The sequence below is a fragment of the Promicromonospora sp. NPDC059942 genome, from assembly GCF_042731755.1.
In the GTDB taxonomy this organism is placed as follows: domain Bacteria; phylum Actinomycetota; class Actinomycetes; order Actinomycetales; family Cellulomonadaceae; genus Promicromonospora.
The window spans coordinates 1-21,451 of the sequence record NZ_JBHWLR010000018.1; the positions used below are offsets into that span (position 1 = coordinate 1).

The following is a 21,451-nucleotide window of genomic DNA, read 5'->3' on the forward strand; positions in this document are numbered from 1 at the left end:
GATCGGCGCCGGTTCGACGGTTTGCGTCGAGGTCGGCACAGCCCTGTGCCGACCTCGACGCAAACTGCCGACCTTGAGGCCTGGTGGCCCAGGGCAGTTGGCCAACAGCTTGTCGGCCAGGTTCGGCGAGCCTTGGCGATGGACCGCGGCCGACCCCGTTGACCGGGGGAAGGGCGGTTCGTCAGACCCGGACCGGCTCCGGGTCCCTCGGCTCCGGATCCTCCTCGATCAGCGACGGTCCGTCGTTCTGCACCGAGCCGACGGCGTCACCGACCGGGAGCGTGGTCAGCGGGGCGTTGTCCAGCTTCAACAGCTTGGACGCGTCGCCGACCGCGGGGTCGAGCCACTCGTCCCAGGCGCCGGCCGGCAGCACGAACGGCATCCGGTCGTGGATCGGGGCCATGCTCTCGGACGCCGGCCGGGTGATCACCGTGGTCGAGACCAGCCAGCGGTCGGGGTCGGTCTCGCTCGCCGCCGGGTTGCGCCAGAACTCGTACAGCCCCGCGAACGCCGCGACGTCTGCCTCGGCCGGGTGGATCCAGTACGGCTGCTTCGGGACCTTCTTCGAGCCCGACGCGGGCAGCGCCAGCTTGCGCCACTCGTAGTAGCCGTCGGCCAGGACGATGCAGCGCCGCACCTTGAAGGGCTTGGCGAACGCCGGCTTGTCCAGCAGCGACTCGGACCGCGCGTTGATCATGCGCGCGCCGCCGCTCGGGTCCTTGGACCAGGACGGCACGAGCCCCCAGCGGGCGAGCCGCACGGAGCGCGCCACCTCGTCGGAGCCCTTGGCCGCCCGCTCGACGACGATCCGCACCGGGTCGGTCGGCGCCACGTTCCAGGACGGCGGCAGCAGCCGCGCGTCCTCGGCGATCTCGGCGATCGCGAGCTCGTCGGCGAGGTCCTGGGTCTGGGTGAAGGAGGCGAAGCGTCCGCACATGGGACCAGCATGCCCCGAGCCACTGACACTCGCGGGAGCAGGAAGAGCGTCGTCTCCTGCTGGTGAACTCCTGGCGAACGCGTGACCGGAGAGCGAGATCACTCTTCTCATCGTCGTATCGATTCGATAGCATCGTGCCCATGCCAACCTCCGCGCCGTCGGGCGTCTCCCCAGTCGTGCCCGCGCGCCGAGCGTCGTCCCGGTCCACCGTCAAGTGGGTCCTCATGCTCGGGGCCCTGTCGGCCCTGCCCGCCTTCACCGTCGACATGTACCTGCCGGCCCTGCCGCAGGTCGCCCTGGACCTGGGGTCCACGGAGGCGCTGGCGCAGCTCACGGTGTCCTGCATGCTCATCGGCGGTGGTGTGGGCCAGCTCGTCATCGGCCCGCTCTCCGACCGGTTCGGCCGGCGCACCCCGCTCCTGATCGGCCTCGCGCTGCACGTCGTCATCTCGCTGCTGTGCGCCGTGGTCACGAGCATGCCGCTGCTGATCGGCCTGCGCCTCGCCCAGGGCTTCTTCAACGCCGCGGCCGGCGTGGCCTCGGTCGCCATCGTGCGCGACCGCTTCGTGGGTGCCGAGGCTGCCCGCATCCTGTCCCGCCTCATGCTGGTGATCGGCGTGGCGCCCATGTTCGCGCCCACGCTCGGCACCTTCGTGCTGGCGCACGGTCCCTGGCGCTGGGTGTTCGTGGTGCTGGCCGTGATGGGCGCCGCGCTGGCCGTCGTGGTGCTCCGCGTGATGCCCGAGACCCACCCGCCGGTCAAGCGGCTCACCGGCGGCGTCCGCACCGTCGCCGGCGGCTACGGCAAGCTGCTCAGGGACCGGCACTTCATGGCCCTCGCGGTGATCCCGGGCCTGGGCTTCGGTGTGCTGATGAGCTACGTGGTGGGCTCGCCCATCATCTTCCAGCAGGAGTTCGGGCTCAGCGAGGGACAGTTCGCCCTCCTGTTCGCGGTCAACGGCGTGGGGCTCGTCCTGTCGGCCCAGGTCAACGCGGCGCTCGTGCGCAAGGTCGCCCCGGTCCGGCTGCTCCGGTTCGGCGTCGTCGCCCAGGCGATCCTCGTGGTCGTGCTGCTCGTGGTGGTGCTGACCGGGGCGGGCGGGCTGATCGGCCTGCTGGTCGCCCTGTGGTGCGTGCTCGCGTTCCAGGGGCTCGTCCCCGCCAACGCGTCCGCACTGGCGCTGTCCCGGCACGGCGAGATCGCCGGCACCGCGGCGGCGATGATCGGCGCCGTCCAGTCCCTGATCGCCGGCTCGGTGAGCTCGCTCGGCGGGTTCCTCGGCGGGGACGCCGCGGCCATGGCCCTGGTGATGCTCGCGGCGGTCACGCTGGCGATCCTCGTCCTGGCGACGGCGACCCCGGCGTTCCGGCGCGGCGGCTGGCACATGCCGGTCTGAGACCCGCCGGAGCGCTGCGGCCCGGTCGGGTGCTGAGACCCGCCCGAGAGTTCACCGGGAGGTAGCGCGAGGTTCACCGGGATGTGGGGTGCGCCCACTTGGCTCGGCCGCATGAGCACACCCCTGCGTACCCGCGCCACGCGCGTGGTGGCCGCCGCGGCGGCGGCATCGTTGCTGCTGCCGGCGGCCTCCGCCGTCGCCGGCCCTCGTCCCGGCCCCGCCGCCGAGCACCACGGCGGGACCCACCTCGCCGCGTCCCTGGCGGGCCGCGCCACCCTGTCCGCCGACTACCTGGCGGACGGCCCGCCGTCGGGCGCCGCCGCGAGCCCGGGCAACGGGCGCCAGGGACCCTGGGACGGCCAGGTGATCCCCGGCTTCTCCGCGATGGTCGACAACCACGACGGCACCTTCTGGGCCCAGCCCGACAACGGGTTCGGCGCCAAGGGCAACTCCGCCGACTTCCTGCTGCGCAACTACCTGGTGCGCCCCCAGTGGGACACGGGCCGCCGCGGCTCGGGCGACGGCGAGATCGAGGTGCTCGACCTCATCGAGTACAACGACCGCAACGACGTGCTCGACTTCGACATCGTCAACGAGGACACCGACGAGCGGCTGCTGACGGGAGCCGACTTCGACATCGAGTCCCTGGTCCGCGCCGCCGACGGCACGCTGTGGGTCGGCGAGGAGTTCGGCCCGTTCCTGCTGCACTTCGACGCCGACGGCACCCTGCTGGAGGCCCCGTACGCGTTCCCCGACGGCAAGTCGCCCGGCAACCCGTACCTGGAGCCCGGCGAGACGCCGAACGTGGGCAGCAGCCGCGGCTTCGAGGCCATGGCGGGCATCGGGCGCTACCTCTACCCGGTGGTCGAGGGCGCGCTGGCGAACGATACCGACCCGCGCCGCCGCTGGATCTACCAGTTCGACACCCGCCGCGGCGAGTACACGGGCAAGCGCTGGGCGTACCAGACCGACCAGCCCGCCGACGTCATCGGCGACGCCTTCGCGACCGGCCGCGACACGATGCTGCTCATCGAGCGCGACGACTTCGAGGGCGACCAGGCGGTCACCAAGCGCGTCTACGAGATCGACCTGGGCACGAAGGACCGCGCCGGGTTCGTGCGCAAGGAGCTCGTGGTGGACGCCCTGCGGATCGACAACCCGCGCGGCATCGACGCGGGGGAGGGCTACGGCCTGGGCGACACGTTCGCCCTGCCCGTGCAGTCCTTCGAGACCGTCCTGTTCGTCGACAAGGACACGCTCCTGATCGGCAACGACAACAACTACCCGGGCAACGACGCGCGCGTCACCGGCACCCCGGACGACACCGAGATGGCCCTGGTCGACCTCAGGAAGAAGCGCGTCACGGACGACGGCGTCACCGTCGTCGGGCACCGCGGCGCCTCCGGCTACCGGCCGGAGCACACGCTCGCGGCCTACGAGACGGCCATCAACCAGTGCGCCGACTACATCGAGCCCGACGTGGTCTCCACCAAGGACGGCGTGCTCGTCGCCCGGCACGAGAACGAGATCAGCGGCACCACCGACGTCGCCGCGCACGCCGAGTTCGCCGGCCGCCGCACCACCAAGACGATCGACGGCACCCGGATCACCGGCTGGTTCACCGAGGACTTCACGCTCGCCGAGCTGCGCACCCTGCGCGCCAAGGAGCGCCTGCCGCAGGTCCGGCCGCAGAACACGGCCTTCGACGGGCTGTACCTGATCCCGACGCTCGACGAGGTGCTCGACCTGGCCCGCAACAGCCGCAACTGCGACGGCGCGCCCGTCGGCGTCTACCCGGAGACCAAGCACCCCACCTACTTCGACTCGGTGGGCCTCTCCCTGGAGGAGCCGCTGGTCGCCGAGCTGCGCCGCAACGGGTTCGACGACGAGGACGCGCCGGTGATCGTGCAGTCCTTCGAGGTCGGCAACCTGCAGGAGCTCGACGAGCTGACCGACGTGCCCCTGGGCCAGCTCGTCAGCAGCAGCGGCGCGCCCTACGACCTGGTGGCTGCCGGCGACCCGCGCACTTACGCGGACCTCGTCACCCGCCAGGGGCTCCGCGAGATCGCGACGTACGCCGACGGCATCGGCGCCGAGAAGAACGTGCTGATCCCGCGCGACGCCGACGGCACCCTCGGCGCGCCGAGCAGCGTGATCCGCGACGCGCACCGCGCGGGTCTCGAGGTGCACACCTGGACCTTCCGCCGGGAGAACCAGTTCCTGCCCGCGGAATTCCGTTCGTCGACCGACCCGAACGCCGTCGGCGACCTCGTCGGCGAGATCCGCGTCTTCCTGGATGCCGGACTCGACGGGTTCTTCTCGGACAACCCGGACCTCGGCGCCGCCGCGGTCAGGTGATCTCCGGGTGACTTAACAGGCCCCGTGCCGGGGTACGTGCTTATGCTCCGCATGTGCCCCGGCACCTCCGTCACCAGCGCAGTCATCGCGTCGCGCGCGCCGCGGCGCTCGTCGTCGTCGGCGCGCTCGCGCTCGTCGTAGCCGGCGGCGCGGCCGCCTATCTCGACTTCAAGCAGCAGATCGGCGTCAGCGACGTCTCGGGTCTCGTCAAGGGGCCGACGCCGTCCGTGGACCCCGACGACCCGTTCACCGGGCGCAGCCTGAACATCCTCGTGCTGGGGACCGACCTGCGCGGCGGCGAGAACACCAAGATCGCCGGTGCGGGCGACGGCGGCATGCGGTCGGACACCACGATGCTGGTCCACATCTCGGGCGACCGGTCGCGCATCGAGGTGGTCTCGATCCCGCGCGACTCGCTGGTCGACATCCCGTCGTGCAAGCTGCCCGAGGGCGGCGAGTCCGGTGCCACGTACGGCATGTTCAACAGCGCGTTCACGATCGGCGGCGGCGCGGCCGAGGACCTCACCTACGCCGCAGCCTGCACCATCTCGACCGTGCAGACCCTCACGGGCGTCCCCGTCACCAACCACATGGTCGTGAAGATGGACGGCGTGGTCGACGTCGTCAACGCCCTCGGCGGGGTGCGCATGTGCCTGCCCGAGCCGCTCGTCCAGAACCCGGCGTACGGTCGGTTCGAGCTGCCCGCCGGCGAGCAGACCCTCGACGGCCGCCAGTCCATCGGGTTCCTCCGGGCGCGGCACGGCACCGGTCTGGGCCTGGAGCAGGGCAGCGACCTGACCCGCATCGACCGCCAACAGGCGTTCGTCGACGCGCTGGTGCGCCAGATCCTGGACCAGAACATCGTGACCAACTCGCCGAAGCTGTACCGCACCATCGAGGCGGTGCTGCGCGCCATCTCGGCCGACCCCGGGCTGGCCGACCCGGCGGCGCTCGCGGGCCTGGCGTTCAGCATCCGGAACATCGACCCGGCCGAGATCGTGTTCACCGAGCTGCCGGTGGTCGCCGCGCCGACGGACCCCAACCGGGTGGTCTGGACCGAGGACGCCACGGCGATCTGGGAGCGCCTCGCGGCCGACGAGCCGCCGCCCGGCCACGAGAGCGCGGCGTCCGGGTCCGGCGGGTCCTCTGACAAGCCGTCGGACGGCGCCTCGGACGAGCCCACCGGCGAGGCGACGGACGGCGGCGGCACGTCCACGCCGTCGGACACCCCCAGCCCGTCGCCCTCGCCCTCGCTGCTGCCGGGCGTCTGCGCGAGTTGACCCGCGGTGCGGACCGACCCGCAGCCCGGATCCCTGACGCGGCCTGAACACTGCCTGGGAACGGCGCGACTTATTTACACGATTGTTGCACTGAGGCCCTAGTCTCCGATGCGTGGCGAGTGACTTCTGGACGGCAGTCCGACCTGTCGGCGAGATAATTCCCGGGGTTCCCCGACATGCGCGCACGGGTGAGCGTCAGCCGCGCCACGTGCGCAGCTGGCGCCGGGCGCTCGTGTTCCGCAGCGTCACGATGGGCCTGGTCGGGGTGATGGCCTTCGGTTCCGCGGCGGCCGCGACGGCGTACCACAACGCGATCTCGCAGATCGAGGTCCAGGACCTCGACGGCCTGGTCACCGAGGTGGTCGAGCCGAAGGACCCGTCCGACCCGTTCAAGGACCAGGCCGTCAACCTGCTCCTCATGGGCACGGACATCCGGGACGGCACGAACGCCGACATCGGCGGCACCGTCTCCGGCATGCGCTCGGACACCACGATGCTGGTGCACATCTCGGCGGACCGGCAGTGGATGGAGGTCGTGTCGCTGCCCCGCGACACGTTCGTCGACATCCCGTCGTGCAAGCTCCCCGACGGGAGCCAGTCGCAGCCGTACCGGGACAAGTTCAACGCCTCGTTCACCGTCGGCAGCGGCGGCACGGACATGAAGTACGCCGCCGCGTGCACCATCAACACCGTCAACGCGATCACCGGCGTGACGGTGACCAACCACGCCGTGGTCAAGATGAACGGCGTGATCGACGTGGTCGACGCGATCGGCGGCGTCAAGATGTGCTTGCCCGAGGCGCTGCACGGCAACCCGAAGTCCGCCCGCATCGACCTGCCCGCGGGCGAGAACCTGCTCGACGGCAAGACTGCGATCCAGTTCCTCCGCGTGCGCAAGGGCACGGGCATGGGCCTGGAGATGGGCAGCGACCTGACGCGCATCGAGCGCCAGCAGGCCTTCATCAACGCGACGATGCGGCAGATCCTGTCCGCCGAGACGCTCGCCGACCCGACCAAGACGTTCCGCCTGATCAACGCCGCCCTCGGGTCGCTGAGCGCCGACCCGGCGATCGCCAACCCGGGCAGCGTGGCCGGTCTGGCGTGGTCGCTGCGCGAGATCGAGAAGCGCAACATCGTGATGACCAAGATCCCGGTCTACGACACCGAGGAGGGCGGCGTCGGCGGGCTCGGCTGGGGGCCGGAGGCCGCGGAGATCTTCGCCCGCATCGCCGCCGACCAGCCGCCGGCGGACGTCGTCCTGGACACGCCGGAGCCGACCGCCTCGGGCAGCCCCAGCGGAGAGCCGCAGGAGGGCGACGCCGCCGGGGACGCCGGCGGCGACGCCGAGGAGGGCGCGGACGCGGGCACGGGCGACACGGAGGGCGGCGACGCCGGGACGGGTGACACCGCCGAGGGCGACGGCACCCCTTCCGAGCCGCCCACGCCGAAGCCGAGCCCGAGCCCCGAGGTGCTGCTCGACGGCGTCTGCGCCTGACAAACGCTCGTCCTGGGCTCAGACGCCCAGGACGAGCGTGGCCGCGACGACCACCATGGTCAGCGCGACCACGCTGTCCAGGACGCGCCAGGCGCCGGGCTTCTCCAGCAGCGGCGCGAGGTAGCGGGCCCCGTAGCCCAGCGCGACGAACCACAGCGTGCTGGCCAGGCAGGCGCCGAGCCCGAACCACCAGCGGTCGTCGCCGTGCGTGGCCGCCAGGCCGCCGACGAGCACCACGGTGTCGAGGTAGACGTGGGGGTTGAGCCAGGTCAGCGCGAGGGTGGTGGCGACGGCGGCCCCCATGGTCCGCGACGTCATGCTGTGCCGCCCCATGACGACCTGCTGGCCCTTCCAGGCGCGGCGGGCGGCCATGCCCCCGTAGACCAGCACGACGACGGCGCCCGCCCACCGCGCGATGTCGACCACCAGGGGCGCGCTCTGGATCAGGGTGCCGAGCCCGCCGACCCCGGCCGAGATGAGCACGAAGTCGCTGACGGCGCAGATGCCCGCGACGAGGCCGACGTGCTCCCGCCGCAGGCCCTGGCGGAGGACGAAGATGTTCTGCGCACCGACGGCGACGATGAGGGAGAGGCCGAAGGCCATCCCGGCGAGCGCTGAGAGCATGCGTGAACCGTAGGAAGTCGGACAGGGCATGTCCGGTTCATGATTCGGAAGTGCGGAAGGACTGGAACAGGGTTAATGATGGCGGTACGTCCAGATTTCACGCCGGCAGCAGCTTGCGCGTCGCTTCTTTTCGCAGCGCTGCCGTGACCCGGTCCAGCACCGCGGAGCGGAGCTTCCACTGCTGCAGCAGGAGCGGGATGTCCAGGACGTAGCCGGGCTCCAGCAGCGTGATGCCGCCGCCCGAGCCGGCGTGCAGCCCGCCGATGGCTGGCCGCTCCAGGAGCATGCCCCAGCCCAGCCCCAGGCGGATGGTGTCCTCGTACTCGACGGTGCTCGGCACGTGGAACCGCGGCGGCCGGGCGTGCGGTGCACGGGCGCGCAGGTAGACGTCCTGCAGGTCGTCGGTCCGGTCGAAGACGACGACGGGCGCGACGGCGAGGGCCTCCGGCGTCGGGCCGTGGGGGAACCAGCGCTCCGCGAAGGAGCGCGTGCAGGCGGGGCGGTAGCGCATGATCCCGAGCGGGGTGCTGCGGCAGCCCTGCACCTGGGCGGTCTGCGAGGTGACCGCCGCCATGACCACGCCCTCGCGCAGCAGGTCGGCGGTGCGGCTGTCGTCGGCCCGGTGCAGGTCGAAGGTGATGCCCTCGACCTGGGCGAGGGCGGGCAGCACCCACGTGGCCAGGGAGTCGGCGCTGACCGCCAGCGGCACGGTGACCAGGCGGTCCGGCGCGCCGCTGCCCGGGTCCTCGGGCGGGTCGTCGGCGCCGTGCGCGCCCAGCTCCGCGGCCACCTCCGCGCCGAGCAGCTCGGTCTGCCGGGCGAGCCGCAGCAGCGCCTGGCCCGACGGCGTGGCGACGACCGGCCGGGCGCGGCGCACGAGCACGCTGCCCGCCGCGTTCTCCAGCGCGCGGATGCGCTGGCTCACCGCCGACGGGGTCACGTGCAGGGCGCGCGCCGCGGCGTCGAACGAGCCCTCGGCTACCACGGCGGCCAGCGCCTCGAGCTGGCGGGAGTCCCATCGCATGGAGCCAGTGTGGCGCATCTTCAGTTCTGCTTACGCGGGCTGAGAAACATGAACTGGTCTTCAGGTGGTTCCGCTGCCTAGCGTGGAGGCATGCTCGCCCTGCTCGCCGGACTCGGATTCGGCCTCTCGCTCATCGTCGCCATCGGAGCCCAGAACGCCTTCGTGCTGCGTCAGGGGCTGCGCCGCGAGCACGTGGGCGTGGTGGCGGCGATCTGCGCGGTGTCCGACGTCGCGCTCTACGCGGCCGGCGCCGCCGGGTTCGGGCCGCTGGTCGAGCGCTGGCCGGACGCCGTGGTGGTGGTGCGCTGGCTGGGCGCCGCCGTCGTGGTCGGGTACGGGGCCATGGCCGCCTGGCGGGCGGTCAAGGGCGACACGACGCTCGCGGCGGCCGACGACGGCGCCCTCGGCGACAGCCCCGGCCGGCGCCCGCGCCCCGTGGTCCTGACGGCGCTCGCGCTCACGTGGCTCAACCCGCACGTGTACCTCGACACCGTGGTGCTGCAGGGCTCGGTCGCCGCCACCTACGGCGACTCCCGCTGGTGGTTCACCGCCGGGGCCATGGTGTCCAGCGTCGCGTGGTTCGCCGCCCTCGGGTACGGCGCGCGGCTGCTCGCGCCGGTGCTGCGGCGCCCGAACGCGTGGCGCGTGCTCGACGGCGTGATCGCGCTGATCATGCTGGCCGTGGCGATCTCGCTGGTCACGGGCTAGCCGCAAGATCGGGGCAGTGCTCTGCCGCCTCAGGCGATCGTGACGGTGAGGAGGCCCGTCTGCCGTGCGACGCCGGACGTCAGGCAGCTCAGCACGTCGAGGTCCGGATAGACGGCCACGCGCTCCGAGAGCGCGCCGGTGCCGTAGCCGGCCGTCACGGTGCCCGTCGACGTCACGACCAGCTGGTTCGCGAGGCGTACCACCGTGGTGACGGGATACCTGATGGTGCTCGACCGGCCGTCGTGCCAGTCGTAGGTCACGACGTTCTCGACGAGGGTGTCGCCGAGGCCCTGGACCAGGCAGCTGACCTCCTGCTGGAAGACGGTCGAGGCGCTGCCCCCGGCGAACGGGCCGGTGCAGCCGCCACCGCCGTCGGCGCCCAGCCGCTCGACGACGGTCTGCGTCGTCGGCTCCGGGAGCGGCCGCAGCGCCGGCGAGTAGTCGATCGTGACGGACCCGGTGCACAGGATCAGGTTCTCCTGGCCCTGCACCGACGAGCCCGCAGGCGTGGCCGCGTGGGCTGCCGGTCCGACGAGCGCGACCGCGGCGAGGAGGGCGGCGGCGACAGCCGCCGCGATCCGGCCGCGCGGAGTGGTTCGTGTCATGGTGCCGTCCTCCGGCCTGGGTCGGGGCGGCGGCGCTGGACGCGTACACCGGGCCGCCCCGGAGGCTCGCCGGGACGACGCCCCCACTGTGACCCCGGTCACCTGGCACCGCAACCGGCCGGCCGGCGTCAGCTCAGCGGGACCCCCAGGCCGGCGAGGCGCGTCGCGGCGTCGCGCAAGACGCTCTCGCTCTTCACAAAAGTAAATCTCACGTGGTTCGCGAGAGCCCGCGCCGTCGGTGAGCCCGCGCGGCAGAACGCCGACGCCGGGATCGCCACGACCCCGGCCAGCTCGGGCAGGCGGCGGCACAGCTCGACGCCGTCGCGCAGGCCGAGCCGCGCGAGGACGGCCGACGCGTCGGCCATCACGAAGTACGTGCCCGCCGGGCGCGTCACCACGAAGCCGGCGGCCTCCAGGCCCGCGCACAGGAGGTCCCGGCGGTCGGCCAGCGAGGCGGCCAGGGCGCGCGGCGTGTCGTCGTCGGCCAGGGCCTGCGCGATGGCGGGCTGGAAGGGCGCGCCCGACGTGTACGTCAGATACTGCTTGACCGTCCGCACCGCCGTCACCAGGTCGGCCGGCCCGTGCACCCAGCCCACCTTCCAGCCCGTGAACGAGAACGTCTTGCCCGACGACGAGATGGTCAGCGTGCGCTCCGCCATGCCCGGCAGGGTCGCGACCGGGATGTGCTCCGCGCCGAACGTGAGGTGCTCGTAGACCTCGTCGGTCACCACGATCGCATCGTGCTCCCGGGCGACCACCGCGACCGCCTCCAGCTCGTCCCGCGTCAGCACCGTCCCGGTCGGGTTGTGCGGGGAGTTGAGCAGGATCATCCGCAGACGGTCGGTGGCCGCCGAGCGCAGGGCGTCGACGTCGAGCCGGAACCCCTCCGGCCCCGGGACCAGCGGGACGGTGACGTGCGTGGCGCCCGACATGCCGATCGCCGCCGCGTGCGAGTCGTAGAAGGGCTCCAGCGTCAGCACCTCGTCGCCCGGCCGGGTCAGGGCCAGCACGGACGCCGTCAGCGCCTCGGTGGCACCCGTCGTGACCAGCACCTCCGTGTCGGGGTCGACGTCGAGTCCGTAGTGCCGCTTCTGGTGCTCGGCGACGGCCTGACGCAGCTCCGGCACGCCGTCGCCGGGGGCGTACTGGTTGCGGCCGGCCTCGATCGCCTTGATCGCCGCCTGCTTGACGTACTCCGGGCCGTCGACGTCGGGGAACCCCTGGCCGAGGTTGATCGCCCCCGTGCGGACGGCCAGGGCCGACATCTCGGCGAAGATCGTGACGGCGACGCTGCCGTCGTCGGCCAGCAGCCCGGCGGCGCTCGCGGTGGCCTGCCAGCGGTCGGTGCCGCGGCCGGAGGAGTCGCTGCCGGAGTCGTGGTCGGATGAAGGATGGGCGTTCATGGGCTAGACGATATCCACCGCTCGTCCACCGCGGGTTCATCTCCGGGCATCCCCGACAACCCGGTTTACCTGCACCTTTGTGGACAAGTCTGTGGATTAGGTGGATAACTCCGGCTTCTGGGGAAAGTTATCCACAGGGTGGCCTGCGGAGATGAACGTTTGGATCTAGCGTTGCCGCTCATGGGCGATGAGGGGGCGCGGATCCTCGAGCACGAGGTCCGCGAGCTGGTGCGGCGCAGGGGGCTGGACCCGATCGGTGATCGGGAGGGGCTGTCGAGCCTCGTCACGGACGCGGTGGGCGACTACGCGACGCGGGCGAGCGTCGGCGTGGTGCCGCCGCTCGACGATCCCGATGCGGCAGCACGCACGGTGACCGACGCCGTGGGCGGCTTCGGGCCCCTGCAGCCCTACCTCGACGACCCTGAGATCGAGGAGGTCTGGCTCAACGCCCCGACCCACGTCTACGTCGCGCGGCGCGGGGTGTCCGAGCTGACCAGCACGGTCCTGACCGACGAGCAGGTGCGCGACCTCGTGGAGCGGATGCTCAAGACGTCCGGGCGCCGGCTCGACCTGTCCAGCCCGTTCGTGGACGCCCGGCTGCCGGGCGGGGAGCGGCTCCACGTCGTGATCCCCGACATCACGCGCGCGGCCTGGGCCGTGAACATCCGCAAGCACGTGGTGCGGGCCCGTTCGCTGGCGGACATGGTGCGGCTCGGTTCGCTCACGGCCCAGGCCGCGACGTTCCTCGACGCCGCCGTGCGGGCCGGGCTCAACGTGCTCGTCTCGGGCCAGACCCAGGCGGGCAAGACCACGATGCTCAACGCGCTGGCGGGTTCGATCCCGGGTTCCGAGCGCGTCATCTCGGCCGAGGAGGTCTGGGAGCTGCGGCTCCCGGTCCGCGACCACGTGGCGCTGCAGACCCGCCCCGCCAACCTCGAGGGCACCGGCGAGGTGCCCCTGCGGCGCCTGGTCAAGGAGGCCCTGCGGATGCGCCCGGACCGGCTGGTGATCGGCGAGGTCCGGGAGGCGGAGGCGTTCGACCTGCTCATCGCCCTGAACAGCGGGGTGCCCGGCATGTGCACGCTGCACGCCAACACGGCGCGGGAGGCCGTCGCGAAGATGACCACGCTCCCGCTGCTCGCGGGGGAGAACGTGTCCGACCGGTTCGTGGTGCCCACCGTCGCCTCCGCCGTGGACCTCGTGGTGCACCTCGGCCTGACCCGGGCCGCGGACGGCGTGGTGCGTCGCCAGGTCCGCGAGATCGTCGCGGTGACCGGACGGGTCGAGGAGGGGCGCATCGAGACCGCCGGGATCTTCGACCGGGACGCCGACGGCGACCTGCGCCGCGGCGACGGCATGCCGCCCGGGGAGGACCGGTTCGAGCGCGCCGGGTTCGACGTCCGGGCCCTGCTCGCCGACCCGCGGGCGCTGTCGTCGGACGGGCCCCAGCAGGGGGCACGCTCCGCGCGCGGTGCCGCCACCGGTCCCTGGGCCGGGGTGGGCGGTGCGGGTGTGGGCGCGCGTGCGGCGGTGGGCGGTCGTCCGGGAGCCCGGGCCGGCGCCAGCCCCTGGGCGACCCGCTGATGGGCGTGGTGGTGGGCCTGCTCCTGGGCGCCGGGCTGTTCTGCGTGTGGTGGTCGTTCTGGGCCCCGACGCCGCGCCCTGCGGGCCGGGTGACCTGGCAGATGCGCACCCGAGACCTGCTGACCCAGGCCGGGGCGCCCTCCGTGACGCCCGCGATGCTCGTCGGATCGTGCGTGGCGCTCGGCGTCGTGACCCTGCTCGTGGCGCTCGCCCTGACCCGTTCGCCGGCCATCGCGGCCTGCTTCGCGCTGCTCGCCGCGCCCGGCCCCGTGGTGCTGGTCCGCGCCCGGGCGCGCCACCGCCGTCGGGCGCTGCGGGAGGTGTGGCCCGAGGTCGTGGACCACCTCGCCTCCGGCGTACGCGCCGGGTTGTCGCTGCCCGAGGCGGTGGCCCAGCTCGCGCACCGCGGTCCGGTCGAGCTGCGCGTGCCCTTCGGCCGCTTCGCCCAGGACTACCGCGCCGGCGGGCGGTTCGGCGACGCCTTGGACGCGCTCAAGGAGCGCCTCGCCGACCCGGTGGCCGACCGCATCGTGGAGGCTCTGCGCCTCACGCGGGAGGTCGGCGGTCAGGACCTGGGCCGGCTGCTGCGGACCCTGAGCGGCTTTCTCCGCGAGGACGCCGCGACCCGGGGCGAGCTGGAGGCGCGGCAGAGCTGGACCGTCAACGGCGCGCGCGTGGCGGTCGCCGGGCCGTGGGTCGTCCTCGCCCTGCTGTCCACCCGGCCGGAGACGGCGCGCGCCTACGACTCGCCGGCGGGCGTCACGGTGCTCGTCACCGGCGGCCTCTGCGCCCTGGTCGCCTACCGGTTGATGCTGCGGATCGGACGCCTGCCCGCCGAGCGCCGGGTGCTGCGGTGACGGGCTGGGCGGCGGGGGCTCTCGTCGGGCTCGGCGTCGCGCTGGGAGTGCTGATCGTGCTGGCGCGCCTGCGGGCCCGGGCCGTCAGCCTCGACGAGCGGCTCGCCCCCTACCTGCGCCCGCGCGATGCGACCTCGACGCTGCTGCGCGAGGCCAGCCGCACCTCGGCGGTGGTCCGGCTCCTCGGCCTGCACGACGTCGGCGCGCGCCTCGAACGCTTCGGCGCACCCCGGGAGGAGATCCGGCGCCGGCTCGACCGGGCCGGGTCCGCGGAGACCGTCGACCACTTCCGCGCCCGCCAGGTGGTCTGGACGGTCGCGGGCCTCGCGGTGGGGCTCGGCCTCGCGCTGCTGCTCGCGGCGACCCGCGGCGCTGGGGCCGTCCCGCTCGTGGCGCTCGTGGTGGTCGCGGGCGGCTGCGGCTACGTGGCGTGCGACCAGGCCCTCACACTCCGGGTCCGTCGCCGCGAGGAGCGGCTGCTCGCCGAGCTGCCGACCATCGCGGAGCTGCTCGCCCTCGCCGTGGCGGCGGGGGAGAGCCCGCCGGCCGCGCTCGAACGGGTGGCGTCGACGGCCCGCGGCGAGCTGGCCGGCGAGATCCGGCGCATGGTCGCCGAGGTCCGCGCGGGCGCACCCGTGACGGCCGCCCTCACCGCGCTCGCCGACCGGTCGGGGCTGCCGCCCCTGTCGCGGTTCGCCGAAGGTGTGGTGGTCGCGCTGGAACGCGGCACGCCGCTGGCGGACGTGCTGCGCGCGCAGGCCCGCGACGTCCGCGAGGCCGGCCGCCGCGCCCTCCTGGAGGCGGGCGGCCGCAAGGAGATCCTGATGATGGTCCCGGTCGTGTTCCTCGTGCTGCCGGTCACCGTCGTCTTCGCCGTTTTTCCCAGCCTGGCCACCCTCCGGATCGGGCTCTGACATGACCTCGCAACGGGGTCTGCCGACGAAAGGAAGCGCTGTGCGCGACGACCGAGGGGCCAAGAGCATGACCGAGACCACCCAGACCACCCAGACCACCCGGACCGCCGAGACCGCCGAGACCGCCGGGGCTGCCGATGCCGAGCGGGGCGACGTGCCGGGCTGGGTGCTCGTCACCCTGATGACCGCCGGACTGGTGGTGGCGCTCTGGGCCGTGGCGGGACCGTTGCTCGAGGACGCGTTCCGCCAGGCGATCAGCAGCGTCACGGGCCAGGGGTGAGCGCCGGCCGGCGCGAGCACGGCTCCGCGGCGGTCGAGTTCCTGCTGGTGTCGGTGCTGGTCCTGGCGCTTCTGCTGGGGGTGGTCCAGGTGGCGCTCGCGGTCCACGTGCGTTCGCTCGCGATCGACGCGGCCGCCGAGGGTGCCCGCGTGGCGGCCCGCGCGGACCGGACCCCGGCCGACGGCGTCGCCCGCACGCGCGCACTCCTGGCGGGCGCCCTGACCGGCGACTACGCCCGTGACGTCACCGCCGGCAGCACGACACGCGACGGCCTGGAGGTGACCGAGGTGACGGTCCGCGCGCCGCTGCCCGTGGTCGGCCTGCTCGGTCCCGCCGGGACGCTCACCGTGCGCGGTCACGCGCTGGAGGAGGAGTGAGCCAGCCACGCAGCGGGGCGCGGGGAGACGTTCACGCACCCGAGGAGGTAACGCTGAGCGAGCAGTGCTACGTCTCCGTTACCTCCTCCGCTGCGGTGGTCGTGCCCCGGGGCTCACGGCGGGGCTCCAGCCGTGCGGGTCGCGGGAGCGAAGAGGGCTCGGCGATGGTCGAGTTCCTCGGTGTCGCCCTGATCCTGCTGATCCCGCTGGTCTACCTCGTGGTCACGCTCGGCCGCGTGCAGGCCGGCGCGTTCGCCGCCGAGGGCGCGGCCACGGGTGCGGTCCGCGCGATGGTCACCGCGGAGTCGACGACGGTCGGCACCGCTCGGGCCGACGCCGCCGTGCGCATCGCACTGACGGACCAGGGCTTCGGCGGCGACGAGGGCGGCCTCACCCTGGAGTGCTCGCAGTCCCCGTGCCTGACGCCGGGCGGCTCCGTCGGCGCCGTCGTGCGGGTCGAGGTACCCCTGCCGCTGCTGCCCGACGCCGTGCGCGGCTGGGTGCCGCTGTCCGTCCCCGTGGAGGCGGCGCGCACGGGTACGGTCGACGAGTACGCGGCAGTGCGGCCCTGAGGAGCGCCCGGTAGAGCCCGGACACGACGACGGTCCGCACCCTTCGCGGGGTGCGGACCGCCGTCGTCCTGCAGGGCCGAGCGGCCGTGCGGACCGCCGTCGTACCTGGCAGGACCTGGGTCAGCCCGTCAGCTGGTCGAGCAGGTCGCCGTGGGCAGGTTGGTGTTCCCGTTCTTGTAGAGCGTGATCCCGAAGTTGTTGCCGGCCCCGTTCGGTGTGGCCGTCAGCGTGCCCGAACTTCCGGAGACCGTGGCGTTCCAGGAGTTCTGCAGGCTCTGGCTGCCCTGGAGCTGGATCGAGACGCGCCAGGTCGAGCTCCCGGAGACCGCGAGCGACACGTTGAACCGGTCGGACCACTCCTCGGCGCGGGTGACGGTGACGGTGCAGCCGTCGCCGGGCTGCGGGTTGCCGGTGCCGCCCGCGTTGAGCGCGTCCAGCGTGTAGTTGTAGGCGAGCTTCTTGTTGCCGTTGCCGTCGAAGAGGAGCGGGGTGTCGCCGGATCGCCACGAGTCGGAGTCCCGCACGCCCCAGACGCTGATGCCGGTGCAGCGCGAGACGGCGAGGCACGCCTGGACGATCCCGCGGTACTGCTCGGCCTGCGAGGTGCCGGAGCCCGCGATGTCCAGCTCGGTGATCTGGACGTCGACCCCCAGCGCCGCGAAGTTGCCCAGGGTGGTGTGGTAGTTGCTCGGGACCGGGTTCCCGCTGTTGAAGTGGGCCTGGAAGCCGACACAGTCGATCGGCACGCCGCGGGACTTGAAGTCGCGGACCATGTTGTACACGGCCTGGGTCTTGGCGTGGCTCCAGTTGTCCGTGTTGTAGTCGTTGTAGCAGAGCTTGGCGTTCGGGTCGGCGGCCCGGGCGGCGCGGAACGCCGCCTCGATCCAGTCGTTCCCGGTGCGCTGCAGGTTCGAGTCGCGGCGGGCACCCGACGAGCCGTCGGCGAACGCCTCGTTCACCACGTCCCAGGAGTGGATCTGGCCGCGGTAGTGGGTGGCCACCTGGGTCACGTGGTTGAGCATGGCGGACCGCAGCGCGGAGCCGCTCATGTTCTGCATCCAGCCCGGCTGCTGCGAGTGCCAGGCCAGCGTGTGCCCCCGGACCTGCTTGCCGTTGCTCCGCGCCCAGCTCACGATGCGGTCGCCGTTGGTGTAGTTGAACTGGTTCTGGTTCGGCTCGGTGGCGTCGAGCTTCATCTCGTTCTCGGCGGTGACCATGTTGAACTCGCGGTTCGCGATGGTGGTGTAGGCCGAGTCCGAGAGCTTGTTCGCCGCGATCGCCGTGCCGAAGTACCGGCCGGACTCCGCGGCGGCGGCCTGCAGGGTGCTGCCGGCGGCCTGGGCCGAGGTGACGGCCACTCCGGTGCTGAGCACCATCGCGGCCAGCGTGGCGAGCGAGACCGCGCGCAGCGTGCGCCGGTGCCGCGATGGGGTGAGCGTTCGGGTCATCATCGTCGATCCCCTTCGTTCAGGACGTGCCGTCATTGGCCCGTCGGGACGTGGAAAAGGATTTCTATGCCTCCCACCAGGTGTCAAGGGTTTCGCTAAACGTTTTCGAAGATCGGACGAATCTAAACGTTTAGGTCGTGTCCCCGGCGGTGGCAAGGGCGTCGAACCACCGCTCCGAGACTTTTCCACAGGCCCGCCGAGCCGGGTCCGCCTGCCCGGCGAACAATGGGCGGATGACCCTTGCCGCCCGCCCCGACGCCCGCCCCGACGTGCGCCCGGACGCCCCGGACGGGTCGCGCGAGAGCGGCCGCATCATGCTGCTCACCTCGGCCTTCGTCGCGTTCGCGCTGATGCTGGTCGCGGTGGTCGCCTCGGCGAGCGCGGTGCACCTGGACCGTAAGGCCCTCTACGACGTGGCGGACCTCGCCGCGGCCGACGCGGCGGACGCGATGTCCCCGGACGCCTTCTACGCGGGTGCGGGCGCGCCCGCCGACGGCGCCCCGCTCACGCTGACCGACGCCGACGTGCGCGCCGCCGTCGAGGGCTACCTCGCCGCGCACCCGCCCGGCCTGCCCGTCGCGGTGACCGGGGCGTCGTCGCCGGACGGGCGGTCCGCGCGGGTGACGCTCGCGGCCGTGTCCCGCCCGCCGCTGCTGCGCTGGTTCACCGGCGCGTTCGGCGGCGGGATCGGCCTGTCGGCGTCGTCGACGGCCCGGGCCTGGTGAGCGCGGCCGGCGGCGCCGGACCGGGTTAGGTTGTGGCCATGAGCGAGCACGGCACGGGCGACCAGCACGGCGACGACCAGGGCGGCACGCGCCTGGAGCCGGACCAGATCTTCGACCTGGCCCGCCAGGGCGCGGACGTGCTGCTCGACCTGGTGGACGCCGGCCTGCCGGTCGAGCTGGCCGACGACGCCGGCAACACGCTGCTGATGCTCGCCGCGTACCACGGGCACGCGGACCTGACGGCGGGCCTCGCCGAGCGCGGCGCGGACGTGAACCGGCGCAACGCCAACAACCAGGCCCCGCTCGCGGGCGCCGTCTTCAAGAACGAGGCCGACGTGATCCGGGTGCTGGTCGAGCACGGCGCGGACCCCGACGCCGGGACGCCGAGCGCCCGTGCGACCGCGCAGATGTTCGGCCGTGAGCTGCCCGAACCGGGAGCTCGCTGAGTCGGACAGGGGGTGGCGCGAGATTTTCCGGCGTCGGGCACCGGGATGCGCGGGTAACCTTGAACATCGTGGCCACCAACGACTTTCCCGCTGAGATCAAGGCGCTCCGCACGACCCTCGAGTCCATCGAGGCCGTGAGCGACCCCACCGCGCTCGAGGCGAAGATCGCCGAGCTGTCGGAGCAGGCGTCGGCGCCCAACCTGTGGGACGACCCGGAGGAGGGTCAGAAGGTCACCTCCGCGCTCTCGGCCGCGCAGGCCGAGCTGAGCCGGGTCGAGAAGCTCGCCGCGCGCATCGACGACGTCGAGACGCTCGTGGAGCTCGGCCAGGAGATGGACGACGCCGACTCGCTCGCCGAGGCCGAGGAGGAGGTCGCCAAGATCCGCAAGGACCTCGCGGCCCTCGAGGTGCGCACCCTGCTCAACGGCGAGTACGACTCCCGAGAGGCCGTCGTGACGATCCGCGCGGGCGCCGGCGGCGTGGACGCCGCCGACTTCGCCGAGATGCTGATGCGCATGTACCTGCGCTGGGCCGAGCGGCACGGCTACCCCACCAAGGTGGGCGACACGTCGTACGCCGAGGAGGCGGGCCTCAAGTCCGCGACCTTCGAGGTCAACGTGCCCTACGCCTTCGGCAACCTGTCCGTCGAGGCCGGTACGCACCGCCTGGTGCGCATCTCGCCGTTCGACAACCAGGGCCGCCGGCAGACGTCGTTCGCCGCCGTCGAGGTGATCCCGCTCATCGAGACGACCGACCACATCGACATCCCGGACACCGAGCTCAAGATCGACGTGTACCGCTCCTCGGGCCCGGGCGGTCAGTCGGTCAACACGACGGACTCCGCCGTCCGCATGACGCACATCCCCACGGGCGTCGTCGTCGCGATGCAGAACGAGAAGTCGCAGATCCAGAACCGCGCCGCCGCCTACCGCGTGCTCCAGTCGCGCCTGCTGCTGCTCCGCAAGGCGGAGGAGGCCGCGAAGAAGAGGGAGATGGCCGGCGACATCAAGGCCAGCTGGGGCGACCAGATGCGGTCCTACGTGCTGCAGCCGTACCAGATGGTCAAGGACCTGCGCACCGAGCACGAGTCGGGCAACCCGCAGGCCGTGTTCGACGGCGCCATCGACGACTTCATCGAGGCCGGCATCCGCTGGCGCCGCGGCGGCTCGGGGAGCTGACGCCGGACGGCGGGCGGCCCGGCCGCGGTTGCCCGCGCCCGGCCCGCCCTCGGCCCGCGCCCGGTCAGGCGTGCGGCACGATGACGGCGCGCCCGGAGAGCTGCCCGGACTCCAGCTTGCGGTACGCCTCGTCGTACTGGTCGAGGCTGTACCGCTCGATGTCGGGCACGATCTGCCCCGCCCGGTACATCGCGACCACCTCGTAGAGCTCCTCGACGGTGCCCCAGTAGGTGTTGGTGATCTCGGCCTCGTACGGGTTGGTGAAGAAGCTCCACTCGGTCACGCCGCCCGCGATGCCGACCACGGTGAGCCGCCCCCGCTGGGCCAGGCACGCCTGCGCCGTCCTGATCGTGGGCGCCGCGCCCACCAGGTCGAAGGCTGCGTCGACGCCGCGCCCGCCGGTGAGCTCGCGGATCGCCGCGACCTGGTCCGGCCCGCCGGGCACGGTGACGGCGCCGTTGGCGGCCGCGCGGTCCATGGCGTCCTGCTTCATGTCGGTGGCGATCACGGTGGCGCCGGTCAGGGCCGTGAGGATCTGCACGGCCACCTGACCGAGCCCGCCCAGGCCCACGACCAGCGCGAACTTTCCGCCGCCCGCCAGCTTCGGCAGCGAGAGCTTGATCGCGTGGTACGGGGTGAGGCCGGCGTCGGCAAGGGGAGCGGCAGCGACCGGGTCGGCGTCGCCCAGCGGCACCAGGTTGCGCGCGGGGGCCACCATGTACTCCGCCATGCCGCCGTCGCGGCCGATCCCCGTCGCCGCCCACGGCATGGTCGCGGCGTTCTCGCAGTAGGTGTCCTGCCCGCGTGAGCAGGCCTTGCAGTGCCCGCAGCCGTTGGGCCCGTACACGAGGAAGGCGTCGCCCTTCGTGAACCCGGCGACCCCCGGCCCCAGCTCCTCGATCCAGCCGGACGCCTCGTGCCCCAGCACGAACGGCGGCGCGGACGCCCCCGGCTGGCCCTCCGCGAACTCCTTGTAGAGCGCCACGTCGGAGTGGCACGCACCGGAGCCGGCGATCTTCAGCAGCACCTCGCCCGGTCCCGGGCTGGGACGCTCCACCTCCTTGAGGCTGGGGAAGGTCTGGAACTTCTCGAACACGACAGCACGCATCAGCTCACGCTCCTGTTGCCGGGGGCCGGTTTCTCCATGAGAACTCATCCGTCGCGGTCCGGCGCGGGGTAACGCTGAGGCAAAATGCCGCTTGCGCACGTTTTGGCCAGATATGGCGGACGACGCCGGGC

21 protein-coding genes are annotated in these 21,451 nt (G+C 72.8%); 14 read left to right on the top strand and 7 right to left on the bottom strand.

Features of this window, described 5'->3' with window-relative positions:
* Window positions 1-181 precede the first annotated feature (181 nt).
* Window positions 182-937 (bottom strand): SOS response-associated peptidase, encoded by a 756-nt coding sequence (locus ACFV9Q_RS23455; RefSeq protein ID WP_377236408.1) that lies wholly within the window; start codon window positions 935-937, stop codon window positions 182-184.
* Window positions 938-1,077: 140 nt separating this feature from the next.
* On the opposite strand from ACFV9Q_RS23455, the gene ACFV9Q_RS23460 reads away from it, so the two are divergent.
* The 4 genes from ACFV9Q_RS23460 (at window position 1,078) to ACFV9Q_RS23475 (ending at window position 7,467) form a co-directional block, all read left to right on the top strand.
* A complete protein-coding gene (locus ACFV9Q_RS23460; RefSeq protein ID WP_377227926.1) occupies window positions 1,078-2,334 on the top strand; it encodes a multidrug effflux MFS transporter in 1,257 nt (418 codons plus the stop codon).
* A gap of 111 nt (window positions 2,335-2,445) precedes the next feature.
* Window positions 2,446-4,692, top strand: coding sequence for an esterase-like activity of phytase family protein (locus ACFV9Q_RS23465; RefSeq protein WP_377236409.1), 2,247 nt, complete (start codon window positions 2,446-2,448; stop codon window positions 4,690-4,692).
* A gap of 53 nt (window positions 4,693-4,745) precedes the next feature.
* Entirely contained in the window at window positions 4,746-5,972 is a 1,227-nt protein-coding gene (locus tag ACFV9Q_RS23470; RefSeq protein ID WP_377236410.1) for an LCP family protein, read from the top strand.
* Window positions 5,973-6,180: 208 nt separating this feature from the next.
* Window positions 6,181-7,467, top strand: a complete 1,287-nt coding sequence (locus ACFV9Q_RS23475) for an LCP family protein (RefSeq protein ID WP_377236411.1) — start codon at window positions 6,181-6,183, stop codon at window positions 7,465-7,467.
* Window positions 7,468-7,485: 18 nt separating this feature from the next.
* Here the strand turns inward: ACFV9Q_RS23475 and ACFV9Q_RS23480 are convergent, their stop codons facing one another.
* A complete protein-coding gene (locus tag ACFV9Q_RS23480) occupies window positions 7,486-8,091 on the bottom strand; it encodes a LysE/ArgO family amino acid transporter (RefSeq protein WP_377227930.1) in 606 nt (201 codons plus the stop codon).
* Window positions 8,092-8,188: 97 nt separating this feature from the next.
* A complete protein-coding gene (locus ACFV9Q_RS23485) occupies window positions 8,189-9,115 on the bottom strand; it encodes a LysR family transcriptional regulator ArgP (protein ID WP_377236412.1) in 927 nt (308 codons plus the stop codon).
* A gap of 90 nt (window positions 9,116-9,205) precedes the next feature.
* Here ACFV9Q_RS23485 and ACFV9Q_RS23490 point away from each other — a divergent pair, with 90 nt between their 5' ends.
* Window positions 9,206-9,823: a LysE/ArgO family amino acid transporter gene (locus ACFV9Q_RS23490; protein WP_377236413.1), complete on the top strand. Its 618-nt coding sequence runs from the start codon at window positions 9,206-9,208 to the stop codon at window positions 9,821-9,823.
* Between the two features lie 29 nt (window positions 9,824-9,852).
* Here the strand turns inward: ACFV9Q_RS23490 and ACFV9Q_RS23495 are convergent, their stop codons facing one another.
* Window positions 9,853-10,428, bottom strand: a complete 576-nt coding sequence (locus tag ACFV9Q_RS23495; protein WP_377236414.1) for a hypothetical protein — start codon at window positions 10,426-10,428, stop codon at window positions 9,853-9,855.
* Window positions 10,429-10,556: 128 nt separating this feature from the next.
* On the bottom strand, window positions 10,557-11,831 hold the full coding sequence (locus ACFV9Q_RS23500; protein WP_377236415.1) for a pyridoxal phosphate-dependent aminotransferase: 1,275 nt from the start codon (window positions 11,829-11,831) through the stop codon (window positions 10,557-10,559).
* Window positions 11,832-12,011: 180 nt separating this feature from the next.
* Between ACFV9Q_RS23500 and ACFV9Q_RS23505 the strand changes: the two genes are divergently transcribed.
* The 6 genes from ACFV9Q_RS23505 (at window position 12,012) to ACFV9Q_RS23530 (ending at window position 16,415) form a co-directional block, all read left to right on the top strand.
* Window positions 12,012-13,415: a CpaF family protein gene (locus tag ACFV9Q_RS23505; protein ID WP_377236416.1), complete on the top strand. Its 1,404-nt coding sequence runs from the start codon at window positions 12,012-12,014 to the stop codon at window positions 13,413-13,415.
* A complete protein-coding gene (locus ACFV9Q_RS23510; protein WP_377236417.1) occupies window positions 13,415-14,272 on the top strand; it encodes a type II secretion system F family protein in 858 nt (285 codons plus the stop codon). Before ACFV9Q_RS23505 ends, ACFV9Q_RS23510 begins: the two co-directional genes overlap by 1 nt.
* On the top strand, window positions 14,269-15,186 hold the full coding sequence (locus ACFV9Q_RS23515; RefSeq protein WP_377236418.1) for a type II secretion system F family protein: 918 nt from the start codon (window positions 14,269-14,271) through the stop codon (window positions 15,184-15,186). The genes ACFV9Q_RS23510 and ACFV9Q_RS23515 overlap by 4 nt, the downstream gene beginning before the upstream one ends.
* A 67-nt stretch (window positions 15,187-15,253) precedes the next feature.
* Complete coding sequence (locus ACFV9Q_RS23520; RefSeq protein ID WP_377236419.1) at window positions 15,254-15,466, top strand: hypothetical protein; 213 nt, start codon at window positions 15,254-15,256, stop codon at window positions 15,464-15,466.
* Window positions 15,394-15,843, top strand: coding sequence for a TadE/TadG family type IV pilus assembly protein (locus ACFV9Q_RS23525; RefSeq protein WP_377236481.1), 450 nt, complete (start codon window positions 15,394-15,396; stop codon window positions 15,841-15,843). Before ACFV9Q_RS23520 ends, ACFV9Q_RS23525 begins: the two co-directional genes overlap by 73 nt.
* A 164-nt stretch (window positions 15,844-16,007) precedes the next feature.
* Entirely contained in the window at window positions 16,008-16,415 is a 408-nt protein-coding gene (locus tag ACFV9Q_RS23530) for a pilus assembly protein (protein WP_377236420.1), read from the top strand.
* Window positions 16,416-16,543: 128 nt separating this feature from the next.
* Here the strand turns inward: ACFV9Q_RS23530 and ACFV9Q_RS23535 are convergent, their stop codons facing one another.
* Window positions 16,544-17,866 (bottom strand): endo-1,4-beta-xylanase, encoded by a 1,323-nt coding sequence (locus ACFV9Q_RS23535; protein WP_377236421.1) that lies wholly within the window; start codon window positions 17,864-17,866, stop codon window positions 16,544-16,546.
* A 230-nt stretch (window positions 17,867-18,096) separates the two neighbouring features.
* Between ACFV9Q_RS23535 and ACFV9Q_RS23540 the strand changes: the two genes are divergently transcribed.
* The 3 genes from ACFV9Q_RS23540 (at window position 18,097) to prfB (ending at window position 20,212) form a co-directional block, all read left to right on the top strand.
* Entirely contained in the window at window positions 18,097-18,588 is a 492-nt protein-coding gene (locus ACFV9Q_RS23540) for a hypothetical protein (protein ID WP_377236422.1), read from the top strand.
* A gap of 38 nt (window positions 18,589-18,626) precedes the next feature.
* Window positions 18,627-19,034, top strand: a complete 408-nt coding sequence (locus tag ACFV9Q_RS23545) for an ankyrin repeat domain-containing protein (RefSeq protein ID WP_377236423.1) — start codon at window positions 18,627-18,629, stop codon at window positions 19,032-19,034.
* A gap of 68 nt (window positions 19,035-19,102) precedes the next feature.
* Entirely contained in the window at window positions 19,103-20,212 is a 1,110-nt protein-coding gene (gene prfB, locus ACFV9Q_RS23550) for a peptide chain release factor 2 (RefSeq protein WP_377236424.1), read from the top strand.
* A 64-nt stretch (window positions 20,213-20,276) separates the two neighbouring features.
* On the opposite strand, the gene ACFV9Q_RS23555 is transcribed toward prfB, so the two are convergent.
* Entirely contained in the window at window positions 20,277-21,320 is a 1,044-nt protein-coding gene (locus ACFV9Q_RS23555) for an NAD(P)-dependent alcohol dehydrogenase (protein ID WP_377236425.1), read from the bottom strand.
* Window positions 21,321-21,451 lie beyond the last annotated feature (131 nt).

Bases quoted from the DNA above. Each gene is read 5' to 3' on its own strand.
- ACFV9Q_RS23460 (WP_377227926.1), top strand. From the start codon at position 1,078: ATGCCAACCTCCGCGCCGTCGGGCGTCTCCCCAGTCGTGCCCGCGCGC.
- ACFV9Q_RS23505 (WP_377236416.1), top strand. From the start codon at position 12,012: ATGGGCGATGAGGGGGCGCGGATCCTCGAGCACGAGGTCCGCGAGCTG.
- ACFV9Q_RS23535 (WP_377236421.1), bottom strand. From the start codon at position 17,866: ATGATGACCCGAACGCTCACCCCATCGCGGCACCGGCGCACGCTGCGC.
- ACFV9Q_RS23545 (WP_377236423.1), top strand. From the start codon at position 18,627: ATGAGCGAGCACGGCACGGGCGACCAGCACGGCGACGACCAGGGCGGC.
- ACFV9Q_RS23485 (WP_377236412.1), bottom strand. From the start codon at position 9,115: ATGCGATGGGACTCCCGCCAGCTCGAGGCGCTGGCCGCCGTGGTAGCC.
- ACFV9Q_RS23480 (WP_377227930.1), bottom strand. From the start codon at position 8,091: ATGCTCTCAGCGCTCGCCGGGATGGCCTTCGGCCTCTCCCTCATCGTC.
- ACFV9Q_RS23495 (WP_377236414.1), bottom strand. From the start codon at position 10,428: ATGACACGAACCACTCCGCGCGGCCGGATCGCGGCGGCTGTCGCCGCC.
- ACFV9Q_RS23465 (WP_377236409.1), top strand. From the start codon at position 2,446: ATGAGCACACCCCTGCGTACCCGCGCCACGCGCGTGGTGGCCGCCGCG.
- ACFV9Q_RS23500 (WP_377236415.1), bottom strand. From the start codon at position 11,831: ATGAACGCCCATCCTTCATCCGACCACGACTCCGGCAGCGACTCCTCC.
- ACFV9Q_RS23455 (WP_377236408.1), bottom strand. From the start codon at position 937: ATGTGCGGACGCTTCGCCTCCTTCACCCAGACCCAGGACCTCGCCGAC.
- ACFV9Q_RS23510 (WP_377236417.1), top strand. From the start codon at position 13,415: ATGGGCGTGGTGGTGGGCCTGCTCCTGGGCGCCGGGCTGTTCTGCGTG.
- ACFV9Q_RS23490 (WP_377236413.1), top strand. From the start codon at position 9,206: ATGCTCGCCCTGCTCGCCGGACTCGGATTCGGCCTCTCGCTCATCGTC.
- ACFV9Q_RS23555 (WP_377236425.1), bottom strand. From the start codon at position 21,320: ATGCGTGCTGTCGTGTTCGAGAAGTTCCAGACCTTCCCCAGCCTCAAG.
- ACFV9Q_RS23540 (WP_377236422.1), top strand. From the start codon at position 18,097: ATGACCCTTGCCGCCCGCCCCGACGCCCGCCCCGACGTGCGCCCGGAC.
- ACFV9Q_RS23530 (WP_377236420.1), top strand. From the start codon at position 16,008: ATGGTCGAGTTCCTCGGTGTCGCCCTGATCCTGCTGATCCCGCTGGTC.
- ACFV9Q_RS23520 (WP_377236419.1), top strand. From the start codon at position 15,254: ATGACCGAGACCACCCAGACCACCCAGACCACCCGGACCGCCGAGACC.